This is a genomic window from Streptomyces sp. NPDC054932 (assembly GCF_053610205.1).
Genome location: NZ_JBSGXU010000093.1, coordinates 22,836 through 30,974 on the forward strand (window position 1 = coordinate 22,836; position 8,139 = coordinate 30,974).

The following is an 8,139-nucleotide window of genomic DNA, read 5'->3' on the forward strand; positions in this document are numbered from 1 at the left end:
GGCCCACCCATCCAGGATGAACCCGTTCCACGGAGGGGACAACTTATGCCCAGCGCGCCGACCTTGCCCGTCCGACGACGCAGTTCCGGCCAGGGAGCTGTCCGGACCGGCCCTGGGTCCTGTTGGTCACCCCGGCCCGCGCGGCCAGCGCCGCCGTGCTCAGGTCGTCGTCCGGGTGGGTCGCGATGTGCTCGACGAGTGCGCGGACCGCGCCGTCAGGGGCCGCCGGGGTTGCGGTGAGCAGGCTCATCTGTGCCTGGTTCCCGGGCCGTTGCAGATACACCACGAGGTCCCGGGCTCCTCATCCAAAACCACCAGCCTCGCCAACCTGTCGGCCTCTGGTCCCTTCCCCATCCATATCCCCGCAGGTTCCGCGTGCATCTCCTACGAGAATCCCGGAACCATCGGGTCGTCGCGCAGTGCCGCGATCCGGTCCAGGGTCCGCGGGTGGTCGGGAGCCGAGGTGATCCCCAGCAGCCGCGCCCGCTCCTCGCAGTCCCAGAGCGATTCGGTGTGCGCCCGATCCAACCCGCCCCGGTCGATGGCGGCAAGCGCCTCGAGGTGGACGGCCCGCTCGTACGAGTGCGGGGTGTGCAGCCGGTAGCGCCGCAGCGCGGGCACGGCATCGGCTGCGGTGGCCCCGAAGCGGGCAAGCCGCTGCGCCGTCCGGTCGGGGCCGCACCAGGCTCGCGCGGCCCACTACTCGGAGAGCTCCGCCAGGAGCCCCGGCAGCGCCTCGGGGCCGGGGTGGTCGGCCAGGACCTCCGCCCCCAGCCGGGCCAGCCACTCCCGCTCGTCCGTCGCCCACCTGCGGGCCGCCGGCACAGCGAGATCCCCGAGACCAGCGACCGCCCGGCCCAGGACGGGCGGGGGCCGGCGGCCGTCCCGGCTGCCCAGCAAGGGTACGAGCGGGATCAGCTGCGGCACCGGGTCCCGGCGGGTCAGTGCGCGCAGGGCGTCGACCTTCGTGTCGTCGACGGTGCGGGCATCGGCCAGCAGGGCGAGCAGCTCCTCGTCGCTGAGTCCGTCCAGGGACGGGCGCGCGGCGAATGGGCGGGCCTGCACCTCGATCCCGAAGCGGGTCCAGAGAGCACTGCACCAGCTCCTCCTCTGCCCCGATCCGGGCGCGCGCGACGTCGCCCAGGTCTGACCACCACTCGGTCGGCCAGCCGACCGAGATCGACTCCAGCACGGGGACCCAGTGCTCTCCCTCCCGGACCTAGGTCCGCAGTCCCTCACGGGCCTCGTCCGATCCGCCGAGGGCGAGCAGCTCCAGCACTTCCGCGGCCCGCAAACAGCCGGACTCGTCCCCGGCCAGCAGGTCGACCACCGGCGCCGGGGACAGCCCCAGGTTCCGGACCAGCCGTGCAAGGCAGAGGGCTCGGTCGTCGGTCTGGTCCCACGTCCAGTCCCGGCGGATCCCGTCGTACGCAAACGCGGCGGCCCCTTGCGGATCCTGAAGCGCAAGCACCGCGCCCAAACCGCGCCCTCGTTGGAGCAGACCCTCGACCGAGTCGGAACGGGCATGGATCATCTCGTCCTCGTCACTCATCACCGGCACCCTGCCCGATCAGGGACCTGCCCCGCCACGCGGTATCGGCTTGCTCCGTCGAAGCGGGCGCTCTCTCCGGACCAGCCTGAGCGAGGCCCTCGTGTTCGAGCCAAGGAATGACGTCCTGCATCGGCGTGGTCCGAGACCATGCACCGGGCAACAGACAATCGGCTGAGCTGCGGAGCTTCAGATGTGGGCCCGGATCTGCTTCACAGGATGGCCCAGTCGGGCCGCCAGTGCCGTCAGCTCGTCCTCGCTGAACCAGAGGCGTTCCGGGTTCCAGATGGCGATCTCGAACCGGGCGAAACCGCAGGGCCAGTCGTAATCCAGCATGTCCAGGGTGGTTGATCCTCCACAGCACGGGACTTCGACCGCGAGTGTGGTGAACCCGTCGTCGCAGTGAGCCTCCAGGAGGTCGCCCCACCACTCCGTGTCGATGGCTGCCCGGCACAAGGGGCAGCCGATCCGCTCCAGGTTCTCCCCACAGTCGACGGCGGTCACCACGTCGTGCCACGTCACGTCGATCTCCACGTCCACGCCGTCGGCAACTCCGGGACTGAGGTCCTCGACGAGCTCAATGACGCGATCAACCGCACCCCGATCCGGCTGCCACTGCGGATCGCTCGGAATGATCGACAGGACGTCGTCGCTCATGATTTCCCCACCTCGTCAGGCCCCTGCAACGGTGCGCCGCGATATTACCGATCGCACGTTCTGAGCCCTGACCTGGCCCGTCCCTGACTCCTCTTGCCGGTCATGGTCACGACGTACGGAGCGAGCGCAGCACGGCGCATGCTCGTCTCGTCGGTGCGGGCGACGTCGAGTGTCCGGTCGCCGGACCCGGTGGCGCTCTCGCCGTAGCGCGCCACGCGGTCCCCGTCGCGCAGCAGCACCACCGCCCGGCCGTCCCGCTCGCCGGCGTACAGGAGTTGGGGCGGCTCTGCCGGCGGGTCGGCCGAGGTCCGGGGCGTCGTGGTGACCGGGATCGCGCCCGGTGCGGCCCATGCACCGAGGGCTCGGGCGAGCAGGTCACGGTCATCGGTCCGCCCACCGCGGGCGGGCCAGGCGGTGAAGTCGACCCGGGCGGTGTCGGACCATGCCTGGGCGGGCACGCGCCGGAGCCGCGCGGGGTCCAGAGCCCTGGAGGCCGCGGGGCCGGCCGCCGGCCTCACGCCCGGATCCGGAGGCGAAGTGCTGACGGAGAGCACGGTGAGGATCACCGCCAGCGTACCGAACACGGCCCGGCCGACCCGTGCCCGGCGGCGTCGGAGCAGCAGGTCGGTCGGGCGGGCGGGCGGGCGCTGACGATGCTCGCATCGAACTCCGGTCGGCGCAGGGTCTGGAGAAGCGATTCCTCGACCGGCAGGGCGAGGGCATCGCGCACGGCGCGGGCGGGATCGGCTGCCCCGGCCCGCCCGAGGAGGCGCACCGCCTCGACCTCGGCCAGGCCGTCCAGGTGGTGCAGGACGAACGCCGCCCGGACCGGGGCGGGTTGACCGCCCAGGGCCTGGGCGGCCTCGTCGATCCCGCCCGCCGGGGGCCACAGCCTCAGCCCCCACACGAACGGCAGGACCGGAGGCCATCCGGCGCGCGCCCAGGCGGCGCCCACGCGGCCCGAAGGGGCGAGGGTGTTGCGCAGGACGCGGGCCCGGACCAGTGCGAGGAGCCCGTCCGGGCCGCCCGTACCGCCCTCGGCTGCTGTGGGTTCCGTCGGTGTGCCGGGGCGGGGCAGCGCCCGCTGCACGGCCTTGTGGGCCAGCAGAACGCGGGTGTGCCGGCCCAGGGAGTCCGGGAGCGTCAGGTAGGCGAGCCGGACCAGGCGGGGGTACTGCTCGACGAGGACCGCCTCGGCATGCCCGACGGCGACCGAGCCGCATCTCTGAGTGGTGCTCACGCCTGCGTCAAACGAGTGAATCCTGGGATGGTCACACGCCGCGTTCCCGGGCCGGGGCACACACCGTCCGGCCCGGCGGCTTACAACGCGGCAGACCGGCCGCTCCGGAGAACGAACCAGGGCGTAGCCGGTACCGAGCCGCGCCCTCGTAGCCGTCTCGGCTGTCGGAGACCACCTCCTCCCTCACACTCGGCCCCTCTCATTCGTCCTGGAAGACCAGATCCTCGGGCGGGCGGGTCATCTTCAGCGTGGTCCCGTCGACCGCTACCACCTCGTCCAGGCCGGTCGTGAACTGCCCCGTGGACAGGATCAGGTAGCGGTCCGCCTCCTGATCGAGGAAGGCGCGGAAGCCGGCCAGGTCCGTGGCACCGAGGTTGAAATAGTCCGCCAGCTGCCGGAACAGCTTCGGCAGGACGACCGCGCCCTCGGCGGGTGTTCCGGTGTCGATGACCGAGCTCAGCCCGGTGACCGTGGCCCCGGTCAAGGTCTTGTCCACCTTCCACACACCCTTGGCCGGAGCCGACCTCGCCTGCTGGACCGCGGCGGTCACCGCGTTGCGCAGGTCGTGGAAGAGGGTCTCGTAGTACAGCGGGTAGGCGAGACCCTCCGAGATCAGGTGGTGGTTGAGGGTGGTCTGCAGCATCGGGATGTCCATGAACACCTGCGTGCCGCTGGCGGCCGGTGGAGTGCCCTTCCCGGCGAAGGCGATGCAGCGGTGGCTGGGGTCGACGCCCCGCGTCAGGATGAAGCCGGGCACGCTCGCGGGCACCGTGGAAGCAACCTTCCCGTCGGCACCCCACACCACATCCGTGAACCCCACCCAGTCCAGCAGCGCCTCTCTCGCCGCCTCGGCGTACGGGGGCGGCTGGGCGACTACGGGGCCCGTACGGGAGTAGTGGGTCTCCAGCGAATCGATGGCCTCCAGGCGGAGCTTGCCCCGGCCGGCCCCGTTGCGCTTGACCCGGCGTGGCCCGCCGATGAGATCCCACTCATCCGGCTTGTCGGGTTGGAAATGGATGGTGTCCCCATCCGGCTGGGTCTCCACGATCTCGTACTGGCCCTTGATCAACAGCATGGGCATGACGGCACAACTCCTCTCCCACCCCCGGAGGGGACTACCACAGGACGTCATCACTCACTGTAACCATAGAGGGGTATCTATAAACTCTGCGTGATGAACGCGAAGGAGTACCCGGACAGCTGACATCACTTGACGAACTGGCGGACGGGCTCGCGGACCCGGACTGCGACCTCAATGAACTCGCGGAGATCGAGGAGGAGCTCGTCAGCGCCCGGAGACGGGAGCTGATTCCCCACCTGGAGGCGCGTCTCATGGCCGCGGTGGAAGCGGGCGACTCGTACGCGCGTCACGTACTCGCCCGGATCCTGGCCGAGACGGCCGGCCGCGCGTCCCTCGCCGAACTGGTGCGCGCCTTCTCCCGCGATCTCGGTGACGACCAGGACTCCCTCTCGACGACGCTCCACGTACTCGCGCAGGAGGATCCGGCTGCCGCGCGCGAGATCCTCCTGCCCTACGCCGTCAGCGACGACGGGGACCTTCGCAGGGCGGCGATCTGGCTGCTCGGCTTCGTCCCCGAACCCTCCGATCTCGACCTGCTCGCCACCGCCGCGCAGGACTCGGACGAAAGGGTCCGGAGCGTGGTCGTGGGCGCGCTGCAAGGCCACAGGGAGGACCCGGCCGCTGTCGACCTGCTGTTGGACCTGCTGTTGGACCTGCTGGACGATCCCTCCCCGCAGGTACGAGTCTGCACCCTCAGCACGCTGGGTTTCTTCCGGCAGCCCCGAACCCTGCCGAAGATCCGCCTCCTCGCGACCGACGACGATGCCCGTGTCCGTGGCTGGGTCGCAGTCGCCCTGGGCAGCTTTCCCGCCCCGGAGCCCGGAGACCTCGCGACCTCGGCCGTGCTCGATCAGCCGGCGGCGGACGCCGACCCGTACGTTCGTGAACACGCGGCCGAGGCACGTCACCTCAGGCTCTGACCCCAGGTCCACGAAATGACCTGAGGCCGCTTGTGGCACCCCTGCAGACGATGCCGTCCCACGGCCACGGCATCATGGCGACGAAGAGTGATCGAGAGGGCATGCCGTGACCGTGTACATCGTCCATGAAGATCCGGTCGGTCGGGCCGAGAGGAATTACATCGCCCAGGCCGACCTGGCGCCGTTCGGGCTGGACGGTGTGGAACAGTTGTGGCTGAAGCCCCTGGGCGACGGCACCTTCGCCGTTTCCTGCATCCCGTTCCGGACGTACGGCCTTGCCCTCGGCGACCGTGTACGTCTGTCGGAGAGCGACCAGGTCAGCGAGATCGTCGAACCCTCTTCGCATCGCGTCCTGCGGATGCTGCTCATGCCCGCTCCGACCCCGCAGCAGTTGACGGAGACGACCGATCGGATCCGCACCGAAATCAATGCCGCAGGCCTGCTGAGCGAATGGAGCGGAGACCGCCACGTCGCCGTCGACGTCCCGCCCGGGGCACAGCCTGCGGCGCTGTTCGACATCATGCAATGCGAGGTGTCCGCGGGACGCGCCCACTGGGAGTGGGCCGACACCATGCCCTTCCCCGACGGGCGCTGAGCCGGGCCGTATCCGTCAGCCGATGACGAACGCCGGCAGGTGCTGCTCCATCACTGCGTCATGCGGCAGAACAAGACCGAATCGGCTCTCTATGAGCGCCAGGGTGTGGCGGTCGCGGTCGCGGTAGGACTCGCCGTCCGGTCGTGCGTACTCGCCGTCCGGGTGCAGCACACCAGCCGCTATCAGCTCCGGCAGCAGAAGGTCCGGCTGCTCACCCCATCGCCAGACCTCTTCGCCGATTCCGAAGCTGCAGACGTCCGCACCGTCCCTGGCGTAGGCGAACATCGCCGGCGGATGGTCCGGTGAGGGATCCAGGTGGATGGCTTCCACTCCCGTCCGGGAGATCTCGGCCAGCCGCTCGCTCCCTTCGCCCAGCCCGTACTCAACGGCGAAGGACCAGCCACCGCAGGCACCGACCCGCACGATGTCGTCGTCGTCCGTCGACAGGTCCAGGACCAGGTTCCACGCCTCGGTTTCCGTGATCGGTGACACGACGGATCCGGGCGTGCCGCCCATCCGTACGGCCAGCTCCTCCGGTTCGATGCCACGCGCGAAGACCACGCGGTGCTGCCACTCGTCCTGATCCACGAGCCACTGAATGCCGCCACCCATGACGCCCACCACCCCTTTCACGGGCACAGGCCGTCCCTCCGTCCGTGCCACCGAAGTGATCACCCTAAAGGCTGCTGGCTCTCGACCGGTTCCACAAGGTGCCCCACCCCGACATGTGGTGGCGGAGGCGCCACCCCCGCATACTCACCGGCTCCCTGGGCCGGTCCCTCCGTTCCGCCTGCGCACTCGGCAGCGATCAGGAGGAGACCTGACCCGCGCCGCCCCCGGACTCCGCCGGGAGACCGTCACCCGGCCGGCTCGTCACATCCCCCGGTGACGGCCCACCGTCCGAAGGTGCCCTTGGCCACCGCGAAGAGGTCGCCGTCACCCGCGTCACACAGACCGTCGAGCCGACGGCCCGACGAGTACCGCGAGACGACCTGGCCGTCGAGCCCCAGCCGGAAGATCACACCGCTGTCGGCGCCCACCAGGGTCCCGTCGGCGCAGGGCACCACTCCGGTGACCAGCCGGTGGCCCGTGCCGGTCCCGGTGGTCCGCAGGACGGTGCCGTCGGCGGGGTCGACCGCGAGGTAACCGGTGTGCGGCCGGCGCATCCAGAGCGCTCCGGCCGCGTACGTGAAACCGGCGAACGGTTCGTACGCATGGTGCCAGTCGACCGTGCCCGAGCCGAGCCCGAAGGCGGTGAGCGCGGACCGGCCGCAGCCCGCTGCGACGCGGTCACCGCCCAGGGGCGCGAACACTGCGCCGTCCCATCCGGGCAACGGCTCCGGCAGACGCCACCGATCGAGGTGACCTCCGCCGCGCGCATCGACCAGCACCGCCTCGGCGCCGGTACCGGTCAAGACCCCGCCGCCCCACGCCAGGGGCTGCACCCATTGCGCCGAGGACTCCTCGGTCCACCGCACGCGCCCGTCGGCCAGGTCCAGCCCGGCCATCGGCGTGTATCCGCGCCAGCCTCCGACCACGACGGTGTCGTCCGTCGCCGTCAGGTGTCCTGTGAACCGCGGTGTCCGGACGCTCCACAGCACCTCGCCGGTCCCCAGGTCGACGCACGACAGCAGGTCCGGCTGCTGCGGCAGCACCAGTACGCGGTCTCCCGCGAGCACGATCGCACGCGGCCAGGTGCCCACGGGAATGTCCCAGCGCACCGCGCCGTCGGTCCGCCCCACGCACACCAGCCGGGTGCGCCGCTCGTGCAGGACGACGCAGTCCGGCCCCACGGCGAAGGCGGAGTGGGCACCCCTCTGGTGCAGGTCTCGTTCCCAGCGCACGGTGACGATCACCGGGTCATCCCATCACACGGCGGCGTCCCGGTAATGCCCGCGCTCAACCGCGGCGGCCGACGCGGCGAGTTCAGTCCTGCTTCGGGCTGGTGTCGGGCTGGGTCTGGGCGCGCCTGGTGACGACGGCCGCGGCCGCGATCGCGCTGGTGGCGAAAGCGAGGGCGAGCATCCACCGCTGGTCGAAGGTGTGGCCGGTGGCGTGGTCGAGGGAGTAGCGGCCCGCACCGGCGAGGCCGATGGC

At 70.9% G+C, this 8,139-nt stretch carries 12 protein-coding genes and 1 pseudogene; 2 read left to right on the top strand and 11 right to left on the bottom strand.

Features of this window, described 5'->3' with window-relative positions:
• Nucleotides 1-43 precede the first annotated feature (43 nt).
• The 8 genes from ACWGE1_RS23810 to ACWGE1_RS23845 form a co-directional block, all read right to left on the bottom strand.
• Complete coding sequence (locus ACWGE1_RS23810; RefSeq protein ID WP_453422514.1) at nt 44-286, bottom strand: hypothetical protein; 243 nt, start codon at nt 284-286, stop codon at nt 44-46.
• A gap of 98 nt (nt 287-384) precedes the next feature.
• Nucleotides 385-621 carry a hypothetical protein gene (locus ACWGE1_RS23815; RefSeq protein WP_453422515.1) on the bottom strand — a complete coding sequence of 79 codons (237 nt, stop codon included), beginning with the start codon at nt 619-621 and terminating at the stop codon, nt 385-387.
• Nucleotides 622-699: 78 nt separating this feature from the next.
• Nucleotides 700-1,065, bottom strand: a complete 366-nt coding sequence (locus tag ACWGE1_RS23820; protein ID WP_453422516.1) for a hypothetical protein — start codon at nt 1,063-1,065, stop codon at nt 700-702.
• A gap of 154 nt (nt 1,066-1,219) precedes the next feature.
• Nucleotides 1,220-1,552 (bottom strand): hypothetical protein, encoded by a 333-nt coding sequence (locus ACWGE1_RS23825; protein ID WP_453422517.1) that lies wholly within the window; start codon nt 1,550-1,552, stop codon nt 1,220-1,222.
• Between the two features lie 186 nt (nt 1,553-1,738).
• Nucleotides 1,739-2,206: a hypothetical protein gene (locus ACWGE1_RS23830; RefSeq protein ID WP_453422518.1), complete on the bottom strand. Its 468-nt coding sequence runs from the start codon at nt 2,204-2,206 to the stop codon at nt 1,739-1,741.
• A 44-nt stretch (nt 2,207-2,250) separates the two neighbouring features.
• Nucleotides 2,251-2,790 carry a hypothetical protein gene (locus ACWGE1_RS23835; protein ID WP_453422519.1) on the bottom strand — a complete coding sequence of 180 codons (540 nt, stop codon included), beginning with the start codon at nt 2,788-2,790 and terminating at the stop codon, nt 2,251-2,253.
• Nucleotides 2,769-3,446, bottom strand: coding sequence for a hypothetical protein (locus ACWGE1_RS23840; protein WP_453422520.1), 678 nt, complete (start codon nt 3,444-3,446; stop codon nt 2,769-2,771). Before ACWGE1_RS23840 ends, ACWGE1_RS23835 begins: the two co-directional genes overlap by 22 nt.
• 199 nt (nt 3,447-3,645) lie before the next feature.
• Entirely contained in the window at nt 3,646-4,527 is an 882-nt protein-coding gene (locus tag ACWGE1_RS23845) for a nuclease (RefSeq protein ID WP_453422521.1), read from the bottom strand.
• Nucleotides 4,528-4,778: 251 nt separating this feature from the next.
• On the opposite strand from ACWGE1_RS23845, the gene ACWGE1_RS23850 reads away from it, so the two are divergent.
• Both ACWGE1_RS23850 and ACWGE1_RS23855 read left to right on the top strand, forming a co-directional pair.
• On the top strand, nt 4,779-5,447 hold the full coding sequence (locus ACWGE1_RS23850) for a HEAT repeat domain-containing protein (RefSeq protein WP_453422522.1): 669 nt from the start codon (nt 4,779-4,781) through the stop codon (nt 5,445-5,447).
• 106 nt (nt 5,448-5,553) lie between these two features.
• Nucleotides 5,554-6,042 (top strand): DUF4265 domain-containing protein, encoded by a 489-nt coding sequence (locus ACWGE1_RS23855; protein WP_453422523.1) that lies wholly within the window; start codon nt 5,554-5,556, stop codon nt 6,040-6,042.
• A gap of 15 nt (nt 6,043-6,057) precedes the next feature.
• On the opposite strand, the gene ACWGE1_RS23860 is transcribed toward ACWGE1_RS23855, so the two are convergent.
• The 3 genes and pseudogenes from ACWGE1_RS23860 to ACWGE1_RS23870 form a co-directional block, all read right to left on the bottom strand.
• The gene (locus tag ACWGE1_RS23860) at nt 6,058-6,681 is read right to left on the bottom strand and encodes a DUF6461 domain-containing protein (RefSeq protein ID WP_453422524.1); all 624 of its coding nucleotides are present in this window, start codon (nt 6,679-6,681) and stop codon (nt 6,058-6,060) included.
• A gap of 218 nt (nt 6,682-6,899) precedes the next feature.
• A complete protein-coding gene (locus tag ACWGE1_RS23865) occupies nt 6,900-7,898 on the bottom strand; it encodes an outer membrane protein assembly factor BamB family protein (RefSeq protein ID WP_453422525.1) in 999 nt (332 codons plus the stop codon).
• 70 nt (nt 7,899-7,968) lie between these two features.
• Nucleotides 7,969-8,139 (bottom strand): annotated as a pseudogene (locus ACWGE1_RS23870) (RpiR family transcriptional regulator); the annotation flags it as partial.